General features: G+C 60.8%; 19 protein-coding genes and 1 pseudogene. 15 read left to right on the top strand and 5 right to left on the bottom strand.

The window, feature by feature from the left end; all coding sequences use genetic code 11:
• Positions 1-87 precede the first annotated feature (87 nt).
• From ABD837_RS21055 to ABD837_RS21020, 8 genes are all read left to right on the top strand, one after another.
• Positions 88-1,362: a PKD domain-containing protein gene (locus ABD837_RS21055; RefSeq protein WP_345058550.1), complete on the top strand. Its 1,275-nt coding sequence runs from the start codon at positions 88-90 to the stop codon at positions 1,360-1,362.
• A 62-nt stretch (positions 1,363-1,424) separates the two neighbouring features.
• Entirely contained in the window at positions 1,425-2,309 is an 885-nt protein-coding gene (locus ABD837_RS21050; protein ID WP_345058548.1) for a glycoside hydrolase family 16 protein, read from the top strand.
• A 187-nt stretch (positions 2,310-2,496) separates the two neighbouring features.
• A complete protein-coding gene (locus tag ABD837_RS21045; RefSeq protein ID WP_345058547.1) occupies positions 2,497-3,327 on the top strand; it encodes a glycoside hydrolase family 16 protein in 831 nt (276 codons plus the stop codon).
• Between the two features lie 185 nt (positions 3,328-3,512).
• On the top strand, positions 3,513-4,277 hold the full coding sequence (tpiA, locus tag ABD837_RS21040) for a triose-phosphate isomerase (protein WP_345058546.1): 765 nt from the start codon (positions 3,513-3,515) through the stop codon (positions 4,275-4,277).
• A gap of 122 nt (positions 4,278-4,399) precedes the next feature.
• Positions 4,400-4,747 (top strand): 7(1) septoil knot domain-containing protein, encoded by a 348-nt coding sequence (locus tag ABD837_RS21035; protein ID WP_345058544.1) that lies wholly within the window; start codon positions 4,400-4,402, stop codon positions 4,745-4,747.
• A 205-nt stretch (positions 4,748-4,952) separates the two neighbouring features.
• A complete protein-coding gene (locus ABD837_RS21030) occupies positions 4,953-5,714 on the top strand; it encodes an ABC transporter ATP-binding protein (RefSeq protein ID WP_345058542.1) in 762 nt (253 codons plus the stop codon).
• Positions 5,693-7,096, top strand: coding sequence for a hypothetical protein (locus ABD837_RS21025; protein WP_345058541.1), 1,404 nt, complete (start codon positions 5,693-5,695; stop codon positions 7,094-7,096). Before ABD837_RS21030 ends, ABD837_RS21025 begins: the two co-directional genes overlap by 22 nt.
• Positions 7,097-7,217: 121 nt before the next feature.
• Positions 7,218-7,535 (top strand): hypothetical protein, encoded by a 318-nt coding sequence (locus tag ABD837_RS21020; protein ID WP_345058539.1) that lies wholly within the window; start codon positions 7,218-7,220, stop codon positions 7,533-7,535.
• A gap of 455 nt (positions 7,536-7,990) precedes the next feature.
• On the opposite strand, the gene ABD837_RS21015 is transcribed toward ABD837_RS21020, so the two are convergent.
• Complete coding sequence (locus ABD837_RS21015) at positions 7,991-8,407, bottom strand: hypothetical protein (RefSeq protein ID WP_345058537.1); 417 nt, start codon at positions 8,405-8,407, stop codon at positions 7,991-7,993.
• A 368-nt stretch (positions 8,408-8,775) separates the two neighbouring features.
• Here ABD837_RS21015 and ABD837_RS21010 point away from each other — a divergent pair, with 368 nt between their 5' ends.
• The 5 genes and pseudogenes from ABD837_RS21010 to ABD837_RS25070 all read left to right on the top strand — a co-directional run.
• Positions 8,776-10,320 (top strand): helix-turn-helix domain-containing protein, encoded by a 1,545-nt coding sequence (locus tag ABD837_RS21010; RefSeq protein WP_345058535.1) that lies wholly within the window; start codon positions 8,776-8,778, stop codon positions 10,318-10,320.
• Positions 10,321-10,665: 345 nt separating this feature from the next.
• Entirely contained in the window at positions 10,666-12,561 is a 1,896-nt protein-coding gene (locus tag ABD837_RS21005; protein WP_345058533.1) for a glycoside hydrolase family 13 protein, read from the top strand.
• A gap of 190 nt (positions 12,562-12,751) precedes the next feature.
• Positions 12,752-13,657 (top strand): carbohydrate kinase family protein, encoded by a 906-nt coding sequence (locus tag ABD837_RS21000; protein WP_345058531.1) that lies wholly within the window; start codon positions 12,752-12,754, stop codon positions 13,655-13,657.
• Positions 13,658-13,859: 202 nt separating this feature from the next.
• Positions 13,860-16,427: an alpha-amylase family glycosyl hydrolase gene (locus ABD837_RS20995; protein ID WP_345058529.1), complete on the top strand. Its 2,568-nt coding sequence runs from the start codon at positions 13,860-13,862 to the stop codon at positions 16,425-16,427.
• Between the two features lie 41 nt (positions 16,428-16,468).
• A pseudogene (locus ABD837_RS25070) lies at positions 16,469-16,651 on the top strand (IS701 family transposase); the annotation flags it as partial.
• 904 nt (positions 16,652-17,555) lie between these two features.
• Here the strand turns inward: ABD837_RS25070 and ABD837_RS20990 are convergent.
• On the bottom strand, positions 17,556-18,014 hold the full coding sequence (locus ABD837_RS20990) for an OmpA family protein (RefSeq protein ID WP_345058527.1): 459 nt from the start codon (positions 18,012-18,014) through the stop codon (positions 17,556-17,558).
• A complete protein-coding gene (locus tag ABD837_RS20985) occupies positions 17,897-18,601 on the bottom strand; it encodes a hypothetical protein (RefSeq protein WP_345058525.1) in 705 nt (234 codons plus the stop codon). Before ABD837_RS20985 ends, ABD837_RS20990 begins: the two co-directional genes overlap by 118 nt.
• 139 nt (positions 18,602-18,740) lie before the next feature.
• On the opposite strand from ABD837_RS20985, the gene prmA reads away from it, so the two are divergent.
• Together prmA and ABD837_RS20975 are read left to right on the top strand one after the other, a co-directional pair.
• Complete coding sequence (gene prmA / locus ABD837_RS20980) at positions 18,741-19,571, top strand: 50S ribosomal protein L11 methyltransferase (RefSeq protein WP_345058523.1); 831 nt, start codon at positions 18,741-18,743, stop codon at positions 19,569-19,571.
• Between the two features lie 448 nt (positions 19,572-20,019).
• Positions 20,020-20,175 (top strand): hypothetical protein, encoded by a 156-nt coding sequence (locus ABD837_RS20975; protein ID WP_345058521.1) that lies wholly within the window; start codon positions 20,020-20,022, stop codon positions 20,173-20,175.
• Between the two features lie 654 nt (positions 20,176-20,829).
• On the opposite strand, the gene ABD837_RS20970 is transcribed toward ABD837_RS20975, so the two are convergent.
• Positions 20,830-21,549, bottom strand: coding sequence for a hypothetical protein (locus ABD837_RS20970; RefSeq protein WP_345058520.1), 720 nt, complete (start codon positions 21,547-21,549; stop codon positions 20,830-20,832).
• A gap of 35 nt (positions 21,550-21,584) precedes the next feature.
• The gene (locus ABD837_RS20965) at positions 21,585-22,043 is read right to left on the bottom strand and encodes a hypothetical protein (protein WP_345058518.1); all 459 of its coding nucleotides are present in this window, start codon (positions 22,041-22,043) and stop codon (positions 21,585-21,587) included.
• Between the last annotated feature and the right edge of the window lie 162 nt (positions 22,044-22,205).

Here is a 22,205-nt window from a genome sequence, read left to right as displayed (position 1 = left end):
GTGGGCCCGCCCCGCCCGGGCTGCAACCCGGTTGGAGGCGGGCCCCAGGGGTTCTCTTTTTCACTTTCCCACCGCATCACTTTCCTCATGAAAAACATCATACGCGCGGCAGCCTTCGCCCTATTGTCGGCCCCGCTGCTGCTGGCTTCCTGCAAAAAAATCGGCGAAGATGCCGAGCTCGAAGGCGCTATTCCAGCGGTTGGCTTCACCTACACCGTCAACACCACCCAATTCCCAACGGTAGTTACGTTCAAGAACACGACTCAGAACGGCTTCCTGTACCAGTGGGATTTTGGCGACGGCACGGGCGTGTCGTCCGCTACCGACGTTACCCACACCTACCAGCGCGGCGGCACCTACAAGGTGCAGCTCACCTCGGCCGGAGCCGGCGGCTCGTCGACTAGTTCGCAGAGCGTGGTGGTGCCTTCGCCCTGCACCAACGCGGGCTTCGCGGGCCTCACGGCCTGCAGCGGCAGCGGCGCCACCTCCTGGACCATCTCGAACCAGCCCGGGGCCATTGTGCGCCTGGCAGCCAACGGTACCACCGTTCTCAGCTCGACGAGCGGCGCAACCCTGAACGCCTGCCAGCTCGACGACGAGTTTAGCTTCGCCAGCAACTACAACTACAGCTACGACGCGGGTGGGGCCACCGGCCAAACCTTCTCGAACGGCACCTGCGGCAAGGCGCGCACGCCCAACTCCACCTTCATCTACAAGCCCAACGCGGGCCTGGGCCAGATTGTCCTGCAGGCCAAGGGCTCGTTTATTGGCCTCACGGACTCGGTGGCCAACAAAACCTACGACATTCTGGAGGTATCGGCCACCACGCTGCGCCTGCGCGGCACCAACCCCGATGGCACCTTCACGGTCGTCACCTACGTACCCCAGCTCTCGGCCATCGACCGCGTGAAGCAGCTGCTGACCGGCGGCTCGTCGCGCACCTGGAAGCTGGATAACAGCGTAGCGGCCACCATTGTGGTAGGCCCCAGCGATGCCGACCCCACGGGCTACTACGCCGGCGGTGCTGCGGGCAGCCTGCCCGCCTGCCAGGCCGACGATGAGTTCACCTTCACCTCCGGCAACGTCTTACAATACAACGCCTTTGCCGAGACCTTCGTGGCGGGCGGCGGCGGCTGCCAGGCCCCGCGCACCAACAACACCACCTTCACCTTCGGCGCGGCCACGGGCGCGGGCAAGGCGCAGTTCGAGCTGGCCCCGGCCACGCCCATGCCGGTCATCGGCGTGACAGACGCGCCCGACCGCATTTACCGCATCCTGGAAATCGACAACCAGCACATGCTGCTGCGCGCTGGCAGCTCCACGGGCTCGCTGGTGTTCACTATGAAGTTTGTAGTTAAGTAATTGAATCATTAGCTTATTGCGCTTGCCCCAACCAAACGGGCACCTATCTACTTGCTGTTAGTATGAAAAATCCCCTCGCATCTGTATCCGTTCTGCGGGGCTTCGCCCAGGCCAGCTTTGTGCTGGCCCTGGGTTTGGCCTCCTGCACCGAAAAGAAGGCTACCCCCACGCCCGACCCCATCCCGGTGGCGGCGGAAACCAACTCTGAGGCGCGTGACTACTCCTCGTATACCGAAATGGTGTGGAATGATGAGTTCGCGGGCAATGCCATCGACCCGGCCAAGTGGGGCTACGACACCGGCGGCGGCGGCTGGGGCAACAACGAACTGGAGTACTACACCACTTCGGCCGAAAATTCCTACATCAACAACGGCAACCTCGTGATTGAGGCCAAGCGCCAGGCCCAGGGCGGGCGCGACTACACGTCGGCGCGCATGCTCACCAAGGGCAAGCAGAACTTCAAGTACGGCCGCATTGATGTGCGCGCCAAGCTGCCGCAGGGCCAGGGCATCTGGCCCGCCATCTGGCTGTTGGGTTCGGACATCGACCAGAACAACTGGCCCAAGTGCGGTGAGATTGACATCATGGAATTGCGTGGCCAGGAGCCCAACAAAATGCTGACCACCATGCACTTTGCTAATACCTCGGGCACTCGCTCCATGAAAGGCAGCCCTGACCAGGTGCTGCCCAGCGGCAACTTCTCCGATTCATTCCACACGTTCAGTGTGGTGCGCAGCAAGGACCAGATGCGGTTTTTCCTGGACGGCAACCCCTACTTCACCTTCACGCCCAGCGACGTGAATGGGGGTTCCTACCCGTTCAACAACCCGTTTTTCATGATTCTGAATGTGGCCGTGGGCGGCGACTTCCTGGGCCCGCCCAGTACTTCGACGTCCTTTCCGCAGCGAATGGAAGTGGACTACGTGCGCTACCTCCAGTACAAGTAATCCCCACTGCTTACAGTATTTATGAATTGATTACCTGTTATTCCGGCAGGAAGCTTGGTGGGAACAAAACAACCTGCTGGATAGGGTGGTGGCTGCGTCTGGCACGGTGAGACCAGACGCGGCTACCCCCGATGGGAATTGGGCCGACGCTTTTTGGCCGGCCCGGCTTTTCACGTTCAATCCGTCTATGATTTCAACCTTACTCCCGGGCATCCTGCTGCTGAGCCGTCTCTTTGGGGGGGCTGCGCCGCACCCGCCGGCTCCTGCGCAGTACACCTTCAAAAAACTGGCCTGGAGCGACGAGTTTAACTACACCGGCCTGCCCGATTCGACCAAATGGGGCTACGACGTAGGGGGCAGCGGCTGGGGAAACAAGGAAGAGCAGTACTACACCAAAGCCCGCCGCGAAAACGCCCGCGTCGAAGGCGGCAACCTCGTCATCGAAGCCCGCAAGGAAGCCTTGGTCGCCGGCAACCCCTACACGTCGGCGCGGCTGTTGTCGCGCGGCAAGGGCGGCAGCCAGCTCTACGGGCGCTTCGAGATTCGGGCCAAAATACCCGCCGCACGTGGCACCTGGCCCGCCATCTGGATGCTGCCCGATAAAAACCCCTACGGCAACCACAGCTGGCCCGACAACGGTGAAATCGACATTATGGAGCATGTCGGCTACGACCCGAACGTGATTCATGCCACCACGCACTGCAAGGCGTACTATTTCCGCATCAACACCCAAAAAACTGGCATCACCAAGCTGCCCGATGCCACCACGGCTTTCCACGTGTACTCGGTGGAATGGACGCCGGAAACCATCACGGCCCAGATTGACGGCCAGCTCTACTTCGCCCACCGCAACGAGGGCACCGGCTGGGAAACCTGGCCCTGGGACCAGCCCTTTCATCTGCTGCTCAACATTGCCGTGGGCGGCGAATGGGGCGGCCTGAAGGGCATCGACGAAGCCCCCTTTCCCCAGCAGATGCTGGTCGACTACGTGCGCTTCTACCGCATGAGCAAATCCTGAGCATGGAGTAAGCTTTTTCTTTCCCCATTTCGCCCACAAGCCCCCGCCGGATTCGGCGGGGGTTTTGTTTGTGGCAGGGGACGGGGCAAACGAGGGTCAACCTCGCCCCAGCGTCCGTCGCCAACACCGGTTTGCCCTGTAGCTTTGCGGGCTCCAACTTCCCTCATCCCCCGAACCACCTGACTATGCGCCAGAAACTTGTTGCCGGCAACTGGAAAATGAACCTGACTTACGCCGAGGGCCAGGCCCTGGTAACCGAAATTGCTGCCCAGGCCGGGCCGGCTGTGGCCGCGCCCGGCGCGCCCGTAGTGGTGCTGTGCGTGCCCTTCCCCTACCTGGCAGGCGTGAAGCAGCAGCTGCCTGAAAGCGGCTTTTACCTCGGGGCCCAGAACTGCCACCAGAAGGAAAGCGGTGCGTTCACCGGCGAAGTATCAGCGCGCATGCTGGTTTCGGTGGGCTGCGACTACGTGATACTGGGCCACTCGGAGCGCCGCCAGTACTTCCACGAAACCGACGACCTGCTGGCCCAGAAGCTGAAAGCGGCCCTGGCCGCCGGCCTCAAGCCCATTTTCTGCGTGGGCGAGTCGCTGGAAACCCGCGAGGCCGACAAAACCTTCGACTACATCGGCAAGCAGCTCACCGATGGCCTGTTCCACCTCAGCAACGAGGATTTTGCGCAGGTGGTGGTGGCTTACGAGCCCATCTGGGCCATTGGTACGGGCCGCACCGCCACCAGCGCCCAGGCGCAGGAGGTGCACGCCTTCATCCGCGAGCGCATTGCCCGCGCCTACACCGCCGAAGCCGCCCTGAACACCACCATCCTCTACGGCGGCTCGGCCAATGCCCAGAACGCCAAGGAGCTGTTTGCCCAGCCCGACGTGGACGGGGGCCTCATCGGCGGTGCGGCCCTGAAAGCAGCCGACTTCACGACCATTATTCAGTCGTTTTAGAGGCTGCGCAAAATGTAGCGCGAACTTTGCAGTTCGTGCCCCGGCGCCATTCCTGCGATTGTCGTTTGGGACACGAACTGTAAAGTTCGTGCTACTGTCTACGGTGCTTTAGCCTGCTGCTTATGCTCTCCTTCCTCCTCGCTTTCCTGTTGGCGTTCGCGCCCGCCAAAGCCCCTGTAGCCGGCCCGCTGGAGCCCTGCAAAATCTTCGGCTCGGTGTACCTCGAAACCGACCCGGCGCGGCGCGGCTACTGCTTCGGCACGGTGTACGTGGAGCCGGAAGAGGCCTTTGCTGACGTGCTGGTGTTCAAGGAAAACAACAAGCTGTTTGCCGACAAACCCGGCCTGTGGGCCGATGCCCCCGCCCGCGACTTCGCCGACTACGTGCTGCTGGTGGTCACGGACCGCAGCCGGGCCGATTTCAGCATTCACTATACCACGGTGCGCTCATTTGCCGGCTGCAAGCAGTAATTGGTTTTCTGGGGTGTTGGGTGCGGGGCTCGCCCCCGCCCGTTGTTGAACGATTCAATTACGAACCGTTCAACGACGGGCGGGGGCGAGCCCCGCACCCAACTTGTGTAATGATTTCGTTGTAGCCACGATTAAATTGTCACAGCACGCGTGAGGCACATAGTCTCACTCTGACGTTCTGTTTTTACCCCTCTTCGGCCTTTCCATGGAGTTAACCTTACAAAACATTACCAAGTCATTCGGGCCGAAAACGGTGCTGCGCGACCTGAGCCTGACGGCCGGCCCGGGCATGTGCGTGGGCGTGCTGGGCCGCAACGGCGCGGGCAAAAGCACGCTTTTCAACCTGCTCACCAACGTGCTGCTGCCCTCTCAGGGCCAGATTATCATCGACGGCGAAGCGCTGGGCGAAACCTTCCCGGTGGCCGTGAAGCGTCGCATGGGCGCGCTCGTGAACCAGGGCTACCTGATAGAGGAGCTCACCGCCGAGGAGTACCTGCAGTTTGTGGCCCGCATCTACGAGCTGCCCGATGCCCAGGCGCGCATTGGCAGCCTGCTGGCCCACCTGCTCGAGGACTACGACACCGTGTGCCGCAAGCGCCTGAGCACCTTCTCGACCGGCATGAAGCAGCGCGTGGCCATTGCCTCCTGCCTGCTGCACCGCCCCGAGCTGCTGATTCTGGACGAGCCCTTCAACGGCCTCGACGTGTTTGCCGCCGACCGCGTGCTGAGTTTGCTGCGCAGCTACCAGCCCCAGGCTCTCACCTTTATTTCGTCGCACAACCTGGGCCACATCGAACAGCTGGCCACGCATTTGCTCGTGATTGACGACAGCGAGGTGAAGTTCTGGGGCACCATGGACGAGTTCTCGCACGGCGAGCGCGCCGCCCTCGGCGATGCCCTGCTCCAGCTGCTGCACCCTGCCACCAACCAAGCCCAGGACCTGACATGGCTGACCTCGCAACGCTAGCGCCCGCCCCCGCCGGCCAGCTGAGCCGCCTGCTGCCCTTCCTGCTGCGCCGCCGCCTGCTGGATGTGCTGTGGCCCACCGACGCTGGCGAGCGCACCACGGCCTTGGTGCTGCTGGCTACGATGATAGCCTACGGCGCAGGTTTTGGCACTCTGCTCAATCACTCCGATTCCCTGCACGAAACGGCCGATTTCCTGCCCAAATTGCTGGTGGGCCTGAATGCCGCCTGGCTGGCCTCGGCCCTGCTCGTCGATTTCATGCCTTCGCTCCGGCCGGTGGCGCGGGTAGTGCCCGAGCATTTCCCGTTATCGGCCCGCTGGAATGTGAGCGCGGCCTTTTTGCTCGATTTGATAACGCTGCGCCGCATGCTGGTGGTAGCCACGCTGCTGGTGGCCATGGCCATCGCCCCGCGCCACGCGCTGGTGCCGGGCTTCAGCCTGCTGCTGGTGCTGGGAGCCACCGTGTTTAGCTTCAACCTGCGGCTGCTGGTGGCCCTACGGCGCTGGCGGCACCCGCTCATGCTGGCCCACCTGGCCAGCTTGGGCCTGATGCTGTGGTGGCTGGCCCACCCCGAAGCCAGCTACAATACGGCGCTGGGCGTGGGCATGGCCGGGCTGCCCTGGCTGCTGGGCGTGGTGCAGCTGTACTGGCTGGGGCCGTACTTCAGCGCCCGCTACCTGCCCGACGAGGCTGTACCCGCTGCTACGCCAACCGCTTCGAGCCAGCTGCTGGCGCGGCTTTCGCCCGAGCACCGCGCCTATTTCCGGAAAGTGTGGGTGCTGCTGCTGATGGGGGTAATCATCAAAGTGGTGATACTGGGCCTCACGCGGCTGGGTTTGGAAGATAATGGAAAGCTGAAGACCCAATCGTTTTTCTACCTGGCGCTGGCGCCTATGGTGGGCTTCACTTACACCAATAACAACCTGTTTGGCTTTATGCGCACGCTGGCCGCCAACGAAGTGCAGCGCCTGGGCCTCACCCGCCGGGTGCTGGTGCTGTACCTGCGGCTGGTGCTGCCGGTGGTGGTGCTCGACTGCCTACTGACGGCGGTGTTCCTGGCGTTTTTCCCTCGCACGTTCTGGCCGTTGCTGGGGCTGCTGCCGCTCAGCGCGTGCGCGCTCACCAGCCTGGGGCTATGGGGCAGCCTCTACCAAGCCAAGCCCGTGCTGAAGGTGGTGAACTTTGGCAACAAAAAAAATGCCAGCACGCTCATGAGCTTTGCCACCATCGCCACGGCGGCAGCGCTGTATTTCCTGCCGTGGTGGTGGGCGCGCATCACGTTGGCGACTATCGTCACCGCCTCGGCTTACTGGCCCATCCAGGCGGTGCTACGCAACGACGGCGACTTGCGCCGCCGATTGTGGCGCGGCATCGGCGCCTGACAAAGCGGGGGCAAAATCACTTTAAAGACTGTTTGGGTTAGTTGGAAACCGCTTTAGCTTTGCCACATTGCAGCGGCACCGCACGGCGCCGCTTTCTCCTCTCTTCACTACCTATTTGAGTATGCAAGACGCTATTCTGGACCTCGTTCGGCAAGCGCATAGCCTGACGGAAGCCGCGGCGGTGACGACCAGCGACCTCAACCAGCGCAAGCAATTCGTGCTGGCCGATTTGTCTCTGCACCTCGTGCAGGCCGCGCTGCGTCCAGGCCAGCCGGAGCCCGCCGAGCTGAAGCGCTATTTGTTCAGTATTCTCACCGTGTGTGACGGCTTTGTGCCGGACCTGGACCTCAAGGCGCTGGCGAATGTGGTGCTGCCGCTACCCGCCGAACCGGCCACGGTGCCGGTGCTGCAAGCCGCGTCCGTCATGAGCAACGGGTGAGGGCTGAACCGCACCAGAGCGGTCGAACAAAAGCAACCGTAGCAAACCGGTCGTCATGCTGAGCGAAGTCGAAGCATTCATTTCCTGTGGATTACGAGGACAAAGGCATCGGCACGATACTACCAGCCAGGGCCATCCATCGGACATTCTGAGCCACGGTATTTCGTCCCGGGAAAGCAAAGCGGGCGCTACGCCAACCCGTCGGTAGCGGTCAACCAGCCAGCTGGGCAAAGACTCCTTCCCCCAACCGACCCACCCGGACCTGTGGCACCGCCCGCTCCGCCATCCCAGCGACCTAATCGGGTAGCGGGTAAAACCGTTTTGAAGCAGCAGAGCCCCAAGGCCGGTTTGGGTTTGCGCTCCTTTCACTAGTTGGAGAGCGTTTACCTTCGGACGTTTTTTGTGAACTAGAAGCCGAGGAGCCGGAGACTTGCTAGTGCTTCTATTGGGCGCCTCTAGGTGGCAAGAAGTGACGGCTTACGATACCGGAGAACCAGGAAAATGTCTGTGGCCATTTTTACCAACGTGACGCAGACTAGTGCCGTGGAGAAGTACCGTTGGGCATAGCCGGAGGCATACAGCAGGTCGAGCGCAACGACAAGACCAACCACGATGTAGGCGTCAAGCCGAAGGGGCACATTGTCCTTCAGCTTGGAATAGGCAAACAAGATGGCCGTAAAGAGAAGAGTCCAAAACAGCGGAAAAACAGCCACCAGCAGCAGCCCATAGGCTAGCTGTAGAATGGAAACGACAGGTCCCTTCAGAATGAGCAGGAAAAACAAGGCGTAGTAATATGCCGCGTTGGATACAAATAGCCAGAGGAAGCGCATAGAATAGATGGTATCAAACGTTTCCGCAAGGTAGAGCATCAAAAAGACGTTCTATTGCATGAACTGCCAGCAGCGGCCCGATACCGAATGCCCCGCAAGCTACTGCAGTACCGAGCGAGTGCATGTAACCCGTCTACGAGCCAAAGTTTACGAAATGGCCAAGGGAGCTGAGCTTCGTAAGCAACGCGGTTATCACCTACCGTCTATGCGCCTAATTTGCGGCCCCTATCACCGATACCCCTTAACCAGTGTTTGCGTTTGCCCGGGCCCGATTTAGTTTCTTCTTCGCCTTACTGCTGGTAGTGAGTGTGCCTGGGACCGGGCAGACGGCTTCGCCGCCCGGGCCGCTCGTCCCGGTTGTTGGCGATACGGTGCCGCGGCCGATAGCCTATCACTTCGTTCTCACCAGTTTGCCGACCAATACCCCCGGCGATGCGGCGCTGTACCTGGTGGGGTCCTTCAACAACTGGCAGCCCGCCGATGCCCGCTACCGGTTTCGGCGGCAGGCCAATGGTCTGTTTGGCCTCACGCTGCGCACGGGGCAGGCCCGGCTCGAATACAAAGTGTCGCGGGGCAGCTGGGCGGCCATTGAGGGCAGCGGGCACGGGCAGGTGCGGGCCAACCGCGTGGCGACGCGCCAGCAGGCGCAGGCCGGCGACGTGGAAGTGCGCGTGCAAAGCTGGGAAGACCTGACCGGCACCTTCCAGCTCTATTCGCTCTACGACCTGCTCCTGCTGTTCTCGTGCTTCCAGGGGGTGTTGCTGCTGATTGCCATTCCCAGCATTCAGCAGGCTAACCGGGCGGCCAACCGCTGGCTGCTCTGGCTGCTGGGCCTAGGGGCTGGCTGCACGCTGCTCACGGTAGTCAGCAGCGACCGCGCGGTGGCCAATGCCTACCCGCAGCTGATGCTGGTGCCGGACTGCATCTGGTTTCTCTACGGGCCGCTGTTCTACGGCTATATCCGCCGGCTGCTGTTCAACGAGGCACCGCGGCCGCGGCAGTGGTTGCAGTTGGTGCCCGCGGCGTTGCAGCTGCTGGTGTACCTGCCGTACTTTCTGCTCGACAGCTACGAGTTTCAGCTGCGGCTGGTGAGCCACGAAACCGGGCTGCGGGCCGTGTTGCTGGCCACCGGATTGGTGGCACTGCTCACCAACGCGGCCTACTGGCTGGCGTGCCGCCGGGTTATCCGGGCCTACACCCGGCAGTACGAGGCCAGCGTGTCGTACGCCCAGAACCTGCGTTACCTCTCTACGGTGCTGGGCATTCAGGCGGTGTGCCTGGTGTTGTGGGGTTTCCTGTTTGGCGGGGTGCTGGCCAGCCACTGGGCCGCGTTCGACGTGTACACCTTGGCGGCCCGTACCGAAGGGCTGCTTTGGCTAGCGTTTTCCACCTTGCCCTATTTCCTGGGCTACGTGGTGCTGCATCAGCCCGAAATTTTCCGGCTGGTACCGGCCTCGGCTACCTCGGCCCCGGGCGCACTGCCGGCTAGGGCCGAGGTAGCCGGGGCACCCACTCCGGGGCCGCTGCCTGTCGTGGCCGAAATAGCCGGGGCGGGCGCGGCACCGCTGCCAGCAGTGCCGCGCCCGCCCCGTGCGCCGGGCTCGCTCAACCTGCCCGCTACCCAGGCGACCGTAGCCGGCTACATGCGGCAGCACAAGCCCTACCTCAACCCGAGTCTGACCATTCACGAGCTGGCCACGGGGCTGCAGCTGCCGCCGCACGTGCTGTCCAAAGTCATCAACGAGGGCTTCGGCCAAAACTTCTTTGACTTCGTCAACGCCTACCGGGTCGACGAGTTTAAGCAGGTGATGGCAGCCCCGCAGGCCCGGCAGTACACGCTGCTGGCCCTAGCCCTGGAGGTGGGCTTCAACTCGAAAACCGCTTTCAACCGGGCGTTCAAAAAGCAAACCGACCAAACGCCGCGCGAGTATTTCAGCGGCATCCGCGAGGAGTAGGCGCTCAGTTGGGGCTGGGGCAAACCACCCGGATTGGGCCGGCCAGCAGGTGGGCGGCCGGGAGCAAGGGCGGTACCCCCCGGCCGCTGTTCGGGCGGACGCCCCAGCCGCCGAAGCACCACTTTCGGATAGAGGCACCACATTCGTGAATCGATAAATTTCTAACCAATAGGGGTTTGCATGGTATCGCCAGGGCTAATGCGCGGGCTTTGAAAAGTGGGGCGCTTCGCGAGAAGCAGGGAGCGAGGTTTGGCAACCTGATTCGATGAGGCTCCGGCCGGTCGAGGCGGGACGCCTTTTTTCTCCCACCCGGCGGCCACTGGTGCCGCACTGTTTTTCCGCTTTATGTCCTTTGCCAAACTGCTCCTCGTGCTGCTGCTGCTTGCTGGCAGCTGCCTCCCTGCCTCGGCGGCCCCGCTCGTTGCCGGCCCCGGCGTTCCCCCCATCAGCCGCATCGACCCCACGTTTTGGTGGGTGGGCATGAAAAACCCGAAGTTGCAACTGCTGGTGCACGGGCCGGGCCTGGCCGCCAGCCAAGTGGCTCTGGCCAGCTACCCCGGCGTCACGCTAGACGGCTTTCAGCGACTGGAAAGCCCCAACTACTTGGTCGTCAACCTAACCATTAGCCCCAGCGCCCAGCCGGGCAAGCTGCAGCTCACCTTCAAGGGCCAGCGGAAAACGACCTACGCTTACGAGCTGCGGGCCCGCACCACGCCCGGCGACAAGAGCAAGGTGCAGGGCATCAGCAGCGCCGACTTCATTTACCTGCTCATGCCCGACCGGTTTGCCAACGGCGACCCAACCAACGACATGGTGAAGGGCAACCGGGCTCCTGGCCTGGCCCGCGACTCGATGTACGCCCGCCACGGCGGCGATTTGAAGGGCATTGAAGACCATTTCGACTACCTGAAAGAGCTGGGCGTAACGGCTATCTGGCCCACTCCGGTGGTCGATAATAACATGCCCAAGGCCGGCTACCACGGCTACGCCCTCACCGATTACTACGCCGTGGACCCGCACTACGGCCGCAACGAGGACTACGTGCGCTTCGTGCAGCACGCCCACGAGCAGGGCCTGAAGGTGATTCACGACGTGGTGCTCAACCACATGGGCAGCTTCAACTACCTCTGGCTCGACCAGCCGGCGAAGGACTGGTTTCACCAGTGGCCCACCTTCACGCGGGGCAACTACCGCAACGGGACGGTGAACGACCCGCACGTGTCGGCGCTGGACCGCAAAATATTCAGCACCACCATGTTTGATACCACCATGCCCGACCCGGCCCAGGAAAACCCGCTGGTGGCCACCTACCTCATCCAGAATTTCCTGTGGTGGGTGGAGTACACCGGCGTGGATGGCTACCGCGTGGACACGTACACCTACTCCGACCCCACGTTTCTGATGAACTGGGGCAAGGCCATTCTCGACGAGTATCCGCAGCTGGGCATGTTTGGCGAAACCTGGATGCAGGAAGCCGAGGGCGTGGCCCAGCAGGCGTTCTGGACCCGCAACGTGTTTCCGCCCGTCAACGGCTTCAAGAGCAACCTGCCCGGCGCCATCGATTTTACCCTGCGCTATGCGCTGCTGGAGGGACTGACCAAGCCGCAGGGTTTCTCCGAGGGCATTGCCAAGCTCTACTACGCCGTGCAGGGCGACTGGATGTACGAGGACGCCAGCCGCAACGTGATTTTTCTGGACAACCACGACGTGGACCGGGTGTTTTCGGAGCTGGGCGAGGACGTGCGCAAGCAGAAAATGGCCCTGGCCTGGCTGCTGACCGAGCGCGGCATTCCGCAGCTGTACTACGGCACCGAGGTGCTGATGAAGAACTTCAGCCGCCCCGACGGCTTGTTGCGGGAAGACTTCCCCGGCGGCTGGCCCACCGACCCGAAAAACGCCTTCACGGCCGCTGGCCGCACCCCGGCCCAGCACGACATGCACGAGTACGTGCGCAAGCTGGCCACCTACCGCAAAACCCACCCGGTGCTGCAAACCGGCCAGCTGACCCACTTCGTGCCCGAAGACGGGGTGTATACCTATTGCCGCCACGACCAGCAGGGCCACACCGTGCTGGTGATGCTGAACTGCAACCCGACTGCGAAAACGGTGCCGCTGAACCGCTTTGCCGAGCGCCTGAAGGGCTACACCGCCGCCCGCGACGTGCTCACGGAGGCCGTGGTATCAGACTTGCAAACGGCCACCGTGCCGGCGTACACCGCCCTGGTGTGGGAGCTGCGCTGAGCGCCTATCCAATATAGGCGGTCATGCAGAGCGCAGCGAAGCATCTCGCGTGTGGTAGTAATTAGTTAGTTGAGCACGCGAGATGCTTCGCTGCGCTCTGCATGACCGATTGTTTTAAGCCTATTCGGATAGGCTCTAAGTCGGGGCGTCCGCTCACGTTTCGTTTTTACCCCCTTTTTCACCCCGTTCTATGTTGCGCACGCTCATCCTGGGAGGTACCACCTTCGACCACATCGTGACCCTGCCCGAGCTGCCGGCCCCGCGGCCGCAGACCATTCACCGGGCTCCTTTTCACGAAGGCACGGGCTCTACCGGCGCGGGCAAAGCGCTGGCCCTGACGAAGCTGGGCATGCCCGCAACGCTGTATTCGGCCGTGGGCGACGACGCGTATGGCCGCCACATCGTGGCCGATTTGCGGGCGCAGGGCGTGGCGGCCCACTACGTGCTGGACCCCGCCGGCACCGAGCGCCACATCAACCTGATGGATGCCCGGGGCCAGCGCATTTCGCTGTTTATCACGCAGTCCTCGCCAACGCTGGCGTTCGACCACGCCGAGGTAACGGGGCTTATCCAGAACAGCGAGTGCCTGGTGCTGAATATCATCGGTTACTGCCAGGCGATGATTCCGCTGCTGCGCGGCTATCCGCATCCCATCTGGACCGACCTGCACGACTACGACGGCCACAACCCCTACCACCAGCCCTTCATCGCGGCCGCCCAGTACATCCACCTCAGCTCCGATAACCTGCCCGACTACCGGCCCGTGATGCAGCACTTGCGGGCAGCGGGCAAGCGCCTCGTGGTGTGTACCCACGGCGCGGCGGGCGCCACCCTGCTCACCGCCCAGGGCCAGTGGCTGGAACAAGCGGCCGTGCCGGCGCCCGCCGTGGTGGATAGCAACGGGGCTGGTGACAACTTTTTCGCCGGCTTCCTCTACGGCTTTCTCTACCAGCAGCCCCTGCAAAGATGTCTGCAATACGGGGCCTTGTGCGGCAGCGGGTGCGTGGGCGCCTTAGGCCTGGTGAACCCGCAGCTGAGCAGCACTTGGCTGGAGGAAGCCTGGCAGCAGCACTTCGGCCCCGGCAAGGCCGGGTAGCTGCCCGAGGCTGGCGTGTAAACCTGTTTTCCGGCACGACCAGCAAAGCCACCGCGTGCTGGCGATGCTGAAACATTGCGCTGGGTCCGGCAGCAGGCTCACCAGTTGCTTTTAGCGCAGACCACGACCGCCTGAGTACCAACTGTTATTAACTCATTCCTTTTGCAGCCACCGCTGCCCCACTCGAATTCCAAACCCACCCATGAAACACCTCTTTCTGCTTACCTTCCTGGGCGCGGCACTGGCCGGACAAGCCACTCCCCTCACCTTCCGCGTCGACATGACCGGCCAAGCTGTGGGCACCGGCGGCTTGCACGTAGCCGGCAATTTCCAGGCCACGGCAGGCTTCCCCGGCGACTGGAACCCGGCCACGACGGTCCTCACCGACCCCGACGGCGACCGGGTTTACGAAGCGACGGTGAACGTGCCCGCAGGCGTGTACCTCTACAAATTCGTGAACGGCAATAGCTGGGGCGGGGCCGAGCAGCCCGGCCCGGCCTGCGGCCTGGACGATGGCGGGGGCAACCTGAACCGCCAACTGAGCCTGGGGGCCACGGCCCTGCGCCTGCCCAGCGTGGGCTTTGGCAGTTGCAACCCGCAAGTGAAGCTGCAAGTCGACATGCGGGGCCGCACCGTACCCAGCAGCGGGGTGCACGTCGTGGGCAACTTTCAGGCCTTGGCCGGCTACGGGGCCAACGGCGACGCCACCGCCATCCGGCTGCGCGACCTCAACGGCGACGGCATCTACGACGTGCAGTTTTCGCTACCCGCTCCCACGCGGTTTCAGTACCGGTTTGTGAACGGCAACGTGCTGAGCGCGGCCGAAACCGTGCCCGCGGCCTGCGGCACCGACGACGGCACCGGCACGCTGCACCGCGAGCTGAACGCCACTGCCGCCGTGAACACCGCGCCCGCCCTGGCCTTTGGCACCTGCCAGAACAACACGCTCTCGCCCACTAGCTATAGCACGTACTGGTGGAACGATGCCGTATTTTATGAGGTGTTCGTGCGCAGCTTCTACGACAGCAACGGCGATGGGCGCGGCGACTTTGCGGGCCTGACCGCCAAGCTGGATTACCTGAACGACGGCAACCCCGCCACCACCACCGACCTGGGCATAACCGGCCTGTGGCTGATGCCGATGATGGAGTCGCCGAGCTCCCACGGCTACGACGTCACCAACTTCAAGGCCACCGAGCCCGACTACGGCACGATGGCCGAGTTTGAGGCGTTTCTGGCGGCGGCCCACGCCCGCGGCATCAAGGTAATTATTGACCTGGTGCTGAACCACGCGTCGAGCCAGCACCCGTGGTTTACGCAAGCCGCCAGCAACCCGGCTAGTCCCTACCGCGACTGGTTTCGGTGGTCGGCCACCAACCCCGACTACCTGGGGCCCTGGGGCCAGAACGTGTGGCACCCACGCAACGGCAGCTATTACTACGGCATCTACTGGGACGGCATGCCCGACCTGAACTGGCGCAACCCACAGCTGAAAGCCGCCATGTGGGACGCCTCCCGCTTCTGGCTAGCCAAGGGTGTGGACGGCTACCGCCTCGACGCGGTGAAGTACCTGGTGGAAAACGGCCCGACGCTGGAAGACACCCCCGAAACCCTGGACCTTCTGGAGGAATTCCACGACTCGGTGCGCGCCGTTAACCCCAACGCCTTCACGGTAGGCGAAGCGTGGTCGACGACGTCGCGGGTGGCCCCGTATGTCACCAACGACCGGCTGGATGCCTGCTTCGAGTTTGATTTGGCCACGGCTATCCTCAACAGCATTGCCTCGGGCAACCCGAATTCCCTGCGCAGCCAGCTCGCGGTGGTAGATGCCACCTACCCCAAGCTGCAATACGCCACCTTCCTAACCAACCACGACCAAAACCGGGCGCTGGGCGCCCTGGGTGGCAAACAGGACCTGATGAAGCAGGCCGCCGCCCTGTACCTGACCCTGCCCGGCGTGCCCTTCCTGTACTACGGCGAAGAAGTGGGCCTGCTGGGCAGTGGCCCCGACGAAGACAAGCGCAAGCCCATGCAGTGGACGTCGGGTACCAACGCGGGCTTCACCACGGGCACCCCCTGGCGCTCGGTTAACGCCAACTACGGGCAGTTCAACGTGGCCACCATGCAGGCCGACCCGGCCTCGCTGCTCAACCACTACAAGAAACTAATTGGCCTGCGCAAAGCCCAGTCCACCCTGCGCAAAGGCTACCTGCTGCCTCTCACGGCGTCGGCCAGCAGCCTGCTCGCCTTCGGCCGGGTGTTCAACCAGGAGGCAGTGCTGGTGGTGTCGAACTTCAGCAACGCGGCGGTGAGTGCTCCCACTCTTTCCATGGCCCTGTCGACGCTGGCCCCGGGCCAGTACCAGGTTACCGACCTGTACTCGGGCCAGGCCGCCGGCTCGGTTGCGCTGAGCGCGCAAGGTGGCTTTAGCAGCTGGGCCGTCGCCCTGCCCGCCTTGGCGGCCCGTCAAACCTGGATGCTGCGACTCACGTCGACTACCGCCTCGGCCACCAGCCCGGCGAAAGCCACCTTCGCGCCGCAGCTGTTCCCCAACCCTACCAGCAACCTGGTGCGCGTGCAGCTGCCCGCCAACGGCCCCGCTCACGCCCAGATTACGGTGTACGACCTGCAGGGCCGCCAACTCAGCAGCGCTACGACAACAGGCCACAGCCACGCGCTCGATACCAGCAGCTGGGCCAACGGCACGTACTTCGTGAAAGTGCAGGCCGGCAAGGCAGTTTCCACGCAGCGCTTAGTGGTGGCACACTAGTATTCAGCGGGTTCGCACTTGTCATCGACGCGGTGCCGATGCGTTGGCAGGTGGAGAAGTTTCACCGCAGCTTCAAGCAACTCACCGGCTCAGAGAAATGCCCATGCTGCAAGGCCCAAGCCCAGCGCAACCACCGCCCTTGTTGTTACCTGGCGCAGTTATCGCGGCGGCGGTTTGCCCGTCACACGGCCCAAACCATCTGGCAGGCCCACCAGCAGCAATAGGCGCCGTACCTGCGCCAACTCCTGCAAAATCCGCTTATCGCCGCGCTCATGCCAACCAGTGCGTAAGTCCTATCAAAATGGCTCGAGCGGACCAAATAACCAACTCGGGGTACGCCGCCGACGATTCCAGCTAACCCAAACAGCTCCTGATTCCCGCCAGCTTGCTTCAGCAATTACACTCGATTGCTCCGTCCGCGCCGACCACTTGCCCGGCCGCGTGGGTGCCTTCGGTGGCGTAGCCGTCGCGCTTCCACCAGTCGAGGCCGCCTATCAGCTCTTTCACCTGGAAACCGAGCTAGCTGAGCTTGGGGGCGCCTTTGGTGGAACCGTTGCACCCGATGCCGTCGCAGTACGTGACGTATACTTTGCTGCGGTCGAGGCGGCACGTCGATTCTTCGTTCATCAAGCGGCGCCCAAAGCTCACGCCCCCGGTATATGCTCGGCCGCATAAGCGGTTTCTTTGCGTGCATCAATGACGACAATAACGGCCTCCTGTTGCAGGGCTTCGTAGAGGTCGGCCGAGTCCATCTCGTAGGCCAATTTGTGCTGATAGTGTTCGACTTGTGGGTTTACAGTGACTAAAAAATGAGGTATGGCGCAAAGGTCGGGCGCGTCGCATGGCCAGAAAAGCGAAAAGTTTGGGGCATGTTCCTGAACTCGATTGGTGTTCAGGTGGTTGCCTGTGCCCCCGGCCCCAGAACTGTTGAGTTCTGGCGATGTAGGGGCGGGGTCGTACCCGGTAGGGCTTACCCCCGCCCGGCCACCTGAACCGCTTGAAAAGGCGTTGGCGGCAGTTGTTCACCGACGGGCGGGGGCAAGCCCTACCGGGTACGACCCCGCCCCTACATCGCGAAGTTTAACAGCGCTTGCGCCGTTCACCTGCCCCCGCACCCCCACCTTAAAATCAGCGCTTCACCAACTCGACGCGACGGTTTTTGGCGCGGCCTTCGTCGGTAGCGTTGTCGGCCAGCGGGTGGCTTTGGCCGAAGCCGGCAGCTTGCAGGCGGTCGGCGGCAATGCCCTGGGTGGTGATAGTTCGCACTACTTCCCGGGCCCGCGCCTCCGACAGTGCTTGGTTATGGGCGGGCTTGCCGGCATTGTCGGTGTGGCCTTCCACGCTCAACCGCAGGGCGGGGCTGGCTTGCAGCAGCTTCACGATTTCGGCCACGGCCGGCTCCGATTCAGCTTTGATGTGTGCCTGGTCGGTGTCAAAATTGATGTAAAGCGTCGCCCGGCCTTCCGTATCTAGTTTTTTTTTAACTCGTCGGCTTTCATAATGGTGGCCTGCTGGGGCATGGCGGCGCGCTCCGTTACGTTGATGGCGTAGTTGCCGTCGCTGCCCAGAGGCGTCACCTGCGTCCATACCTCCTTGTTTTTCTGGCGGATGACGTAGGTATCCGTCACGTAGTCGGTGCTGAGCACCCACTTGCCGTGCTTGTAGGCTTCGTCCGAGCCGATTTTGTCGATGGCAGCCTGCGCCACCTTGCTCGAGCTCACTTTCACGGCCCCTAGGCCCTTCAGCAGGTCCTCGTAGTTACGCTGAATCATCAGTTGCGAGGCCTTTTTCTCGCCACTATCCTCGTCAATAAGCCGCTGCGAAACCTTGCCTTCCACGGGCACCAGGTTTTTTCCGTCGTACACGTAGGAGCGTTCGAAGTCGTACTCCTCGCTGTTGCTCGTGTTCACACTGTAGCCTTTCAGCGGGCTGAGGTAGGGAAAGGTGCCCAGCTCGGCGCTGGTAACCGGCACCGTGTTGATGTCGAACGTAGCGGCTTTAGCTGTATCGGCCGTAGCGGTGGTTTCGCTGGCCGCGGGTGCGGCGGCCGGCGTCTCCGAAACCGTAGCCGTGGTTTCGGTGGTTTGCTCGACGGTTTTGTCTTTGTTGCCGCAGGCGGTGAGGCCGCTGGCCAGGGTTAAGGCAATCAGGAAAGGACGAAAAGTTTGCAGCATGAGCAGTAAAGAGTGAGGCAATGAATGGACAAAGTAAAGTCTGAATAATTATATGTACTGATTTCACAGAAGCTGCTTTTCCGTTCGTTGCAGCATTTCTTGCGACTTTTGTGGTTTACAACCCGTTATTTTTCCCTCGATGGATTTTATTGAACTGACTGTGGAAGCCCCGCGCGAGCTGGCCGACATTCTGGTGGCCGAGCTGGCCGAAGTGGGCTTCGACACCTTTGAGGACACCGACGAGGGCTTTCAGGCCTACACCACCGAAGACGTGTTCAACCCCGACGCGGTGGCCGAAATCATGAGCCGTTACGAGGGCCAGGGCGAGCTCAGCCACTCGCACCGCACCATCACCCGCCAGAACTGGAACGCCGAGTGGGAGAAGAACTTCCAGCCCCTCATCATCGCCGAGCGGGTGTCGGTGCGGGCCCCCTTCCACCCCGAGCCGGCCGGCGTCGATTATGACATCGTGATTATGCCGCGCATGTCGTTTGGCACCGGCCACCACGAAACCACCGCGCTGATGATTGAAAACCAGCTCGACGTCAGCCACCAGGGCCTGCGCGTGCTGGACATGGGCACCGGCACCGGCATTCTGGCCATCATGGCTGAGATGCTGGGCGCCCGCCAGGTGCTGGCCGTCGACACCGAGCCCTGGACCGTGGAAAACGCCCGCGACAACGCCGCCGAAAACCAGTGCCACGGCATCGAGTGCCGCCTGGGCGGCGTCGAGACCCTCGCCAACGAAGAGCCCTTTGACCTCATTCTGGCCAACATCAACCGCAACGTGCTGCTCGAAGACATGCACGAGTACGCCCGCCTGCTGCCCACCGGCCGCCCCATCCTGTTCAGCGGCTTTTACGAGGAGGACCTCCCGAAAATTCAGGCCGAGGCCAGCAAGCACGGCCTGCGCTACCAGCGCCACCGCACCCTGCGCAGCTGGGTGTCGGCGTTGTTTGAGAAGGAGTAGAAAGGATATTAGAGCCGGAGGAACGTTTACCCAGCACGTCATGCAGAGCGCAGCGAAGCATCTTGCCCGCAGTCACTAACTCAATCAGCCGGATTAGTGGTGGCGGGCAAGATGCTTCGCTGCGCTCTGCATGACCGTTCTTTTTCATTAGCCCGACTGGCTTCCTTTCACACGGTTTTCAAGCCGTAAAACGGCATCGTTCCCGGCAACGATTGCGCGAATAAAAGCCGCTTTCCGGGCCCAGCCCAGCCCCGACGGCCCGTAATATTATCCAGGGATTTGCCGGGCTGCCGCCGGTGGTGAGTGAGGCGGCCCGGCTTATTTCTTTCCTGTTTACGGCCAACATACCCACCGGCGCCATCGCCGAGCCGCTGGGCCTGTTCCCCAACCCCAGCGCCGGCCAGCGGACGGTAGAGCCCCCCGTTCGGGCACCGAAGCCCACCTGGCATTGTACAACCTGCTGGGCCAGCGCGTGGCCACCGCCCAGCCCACCACCGGCGGCACAGCCACACCGCTCAGCCTGGGAGCGCTGGCCCGCGGCAGCTACCTGGTAGTGTACACCGATGCCCGCCTGAGCCTCACGGCCCGCTGCACCCGTGAGTAGCTACCAGGGCAACATTGTTGCGTTCTAACGCATGTCGCCCTCCACGAACGCCTCACCCCTAGCCCCTCTCCAAAAAGGAGAGGGGGACTAATTTTTAGCAGTAGGCTATGCTAAAGGTTAGGCTAGCACTAGCTCCCCCTCTCTTTTCGGAGAGGGGGCCGGGGGGTGAGGCGTTCGTGGAGGGCGACTAGCGCCAGAATGTAGCAGCGAGTAGCAACTGGAAAAATCGTCACCGCAACCGGCCAGGAATGCAACTCAGCCCGGCCGCAGTCCTCGCAAGCAGGCCCACCCAGATGCGCCCTGGCTCCCCAGCTTCTGCTGCAACCAAGCGCCCCAGACCCGGAGCGTCTTCCAGAAGTCGGTGCTGCGATTCGACAAGACCGCCTGCTTTTTGGTGCTCAGGTGGTGCTTGAGTTCGGTCTCTGTCGCACTTTGCAGCTCTACTCTATGTAGTCTTTCTTTGATGATGGCAGATTATTTATCATCGTCCATTATTGTATAAATACAATGAATTATATCAGGTAATACAAGAACCATTATATTTTATCATTAATAGTCCTAGCATAAATTGTCAGTAACCCATTTTATTATATCAGTGACTGATTAAAAGCCATTGTCAGAACGGTAGTAAAGGACCATTTCTAACTATTGCAATTATTCTTTTGAAAATCGAAAGCCATATAGATACTTGCTTTTAGGCGAAGCATTAGGGTCTATTATGAAGGTAAAATCCGTATTTTTTCCTTCCCGTATCAATACTCCAGCTAGCTGAATTAACTGATGAGGCCCTTTGGCAAAATTATGCTGAACCATCTTAAACCCTTGTAAACTGAATGCCTTGACAGGACCGTATTGTTGGTCGATGGCTGCTAGATTTTGTTTAAATTTTCCGATTGCCTGCTTAGTAAAGACGCGTGGGTTACCTAGGTTTAAAAAATCATCATACTTCTTAGTGTGCAGGTCTTCGACAGCGAATGTCACTAACGACATCGCTCGTTCTGCCAGTGCAAGGTCTTGGGAGGCAAATGCGTAGGTAGGGCCTCCTCCTTCCGCTTCAATCCTGACACGAATATAGGCGTAGGTTTTCTTCTCGGTGGGTGATAAGGCGTGAAAGAACAAATATGCACAGTTGGAAGCTGGTAGCTGAAAGGTTGAAAAGTGGTTCGACAGTTTGTTGGCAACGCCGCTAAGTTTAAGCTCGTAGTATTGACCTTGCAGTTTGCCCTCTGTTGATGACGACATGCCTCTCGCGTACACTACTTTACCCCCGTAGAAAGCCAGTACATCATTCACTCCTTTTGATTCTGTTGCCGAAGTGCAGCCCCCAGAAGTAAATGCGATGACGAGAGCCAATAGAATTAAAACACTTCTCATACATATATAATGTTAAGTGAACTGCTGGTTCAAAATCAGTTGCTTTCTCTCCCTTCTATGCGCATTAATCCTCTTACATAGTTTGAGTAGCCTTGACTATCTTTTATAAAAGATTTCCAAACACCTTTTAGGCTTGGATAAAAGTAATATTTAGTGCCGTCTTCAAAAACAATCCTATAATAAAAATAGGAAGTTTCAATTCCTTTGAAGAGCGAAAATTCTTTCACAACTATTCTCTTAAATGCATGCTCTATTATAAAATTTTTGTCACAAATAAACACATTCACAGTGTTGATTGTCCTGAAATATGTATACAAGAACAGGGTTGCATCAATTATTAGTCCAATCCAATAACCGGTTTTGTTCGAAATTACAAAGCCTATTGCTACTGTTAGGCACACTATAAATACAAAAATAAATGAAGAGCGTTTTACAGCTATCGGCTGTACTGTGCCGATACTGATTTTGTTATTTGCATTACTCTTCTGGTTCATTTCTCCTAACTCCGACTTCTACTGAAATCTCAGGCACAACAACAGCACCAAATTTCACTTCTCGCTTAATGCCTATAGTTTGACTGCCATCAGACTTACTGATGTTACGCAGTATTTTTCCGATTTAAATACGCTTTTCGATGGCCTGCACGCTGGATTTAT

Origin of the sequence: Hymenobacter glaciei, from assembly GCF_039539585.1 — a bacterium.
GTDB classification, from domain to species: domain Bacteria; phylum Bacteroidota; class Bacteroidia; order Cytophagales; family Hymenobacteraceae; genus Hymenobacter; species Hymenobacter glaciei.
This window is presented reverse-complemented; position numbering and strand designations above follow the sequence as displayed.